At 65.5% G+C, this 704-nt stretch carries 1 protein-coding gene; it reads left to right on the top strand.

What is annotated here, in order from left to right; all coding sequences use genetic code 11:
* Positions 1 to 470 (top strand): TetR family transcriptional regulator (locus ACFWJO_RS40995; protein WP_386873509.1); only part of this gene is annotated, 470 nt, incomplete at its 5' end.
* Positions 471 to 704: the final 234 nt, after the last annotated feature.

The raw sequence follows: 704 nt of genomic DNA, 5'->3' as shown, positions 1-704 counted from the left end.
ACATGAGCCCCGCCGCGATGTACCCGCACTACCGATCCAAGGAAGAGCTGCTCTTCGCGATCAGTTACGAAGGCCACACCGCCGCGCTCGACGTCGTCGTGAGTGCAGACCTCCCCGACGAGGCACCCTCGACGAGGCTCCAAGCACTGATCGGCGCGTTCGCGAGCTGGCAGGCCACGCACCACGCACAGGCTCGCGTCGTGCAGTACGAACTCAACGCCCTCACGCCCGAGCACTACCGCGACGTGGTCAAACTGCGCCGCGACATCACCCACATCGTCCGCGCCGTCGTCGACGCCGGGGCCGCATCCGGCGAATTCACGGTGCCCGACGGCGAAGGCGTCACGCTCGCCCTCATGTCTTTGTGCGTCGACATCTGCCGCTGGTTCCCGGCAGGCGCCTACACCGAGCCGGAGGCTGTCGCAGACCTCTACGCCGACCTCGCGATGCGCATGGTGGGTGCCGGCTAGGTATTGCCAGCTCCCACAGGGTCGGTTACTGTAGAACATGTGTTCGATTCGGGGGAATCGACGGTAACCGGGGGGTCGGTGTGGATGTAGCAGCGGTGACCGAGTTTCTGGCCGAGTTACCGAAACTCGACCGGGCCATCGACGATGCGACGCGCATCGATGTACTCCGCGCACTCGAAGAGGTGAAAGCCGCCTGCGCGGGTGTTCAAGCCCGGGTGACCGCAGACCTCGACG

The sequence above is a fragment of the Streptomyces sp. NPDC127092 genome (genome assembly GCF_042722475.1).
Classification (GTDB): domain Bacteria; phylum Actinomycetota; class Actinomycetes; order Streptomycetales; family Streptomycetaceae; genus Streptomyces.
This window is presented reverse-complemented; position numbering and strand designations above follow the sequence as displayed.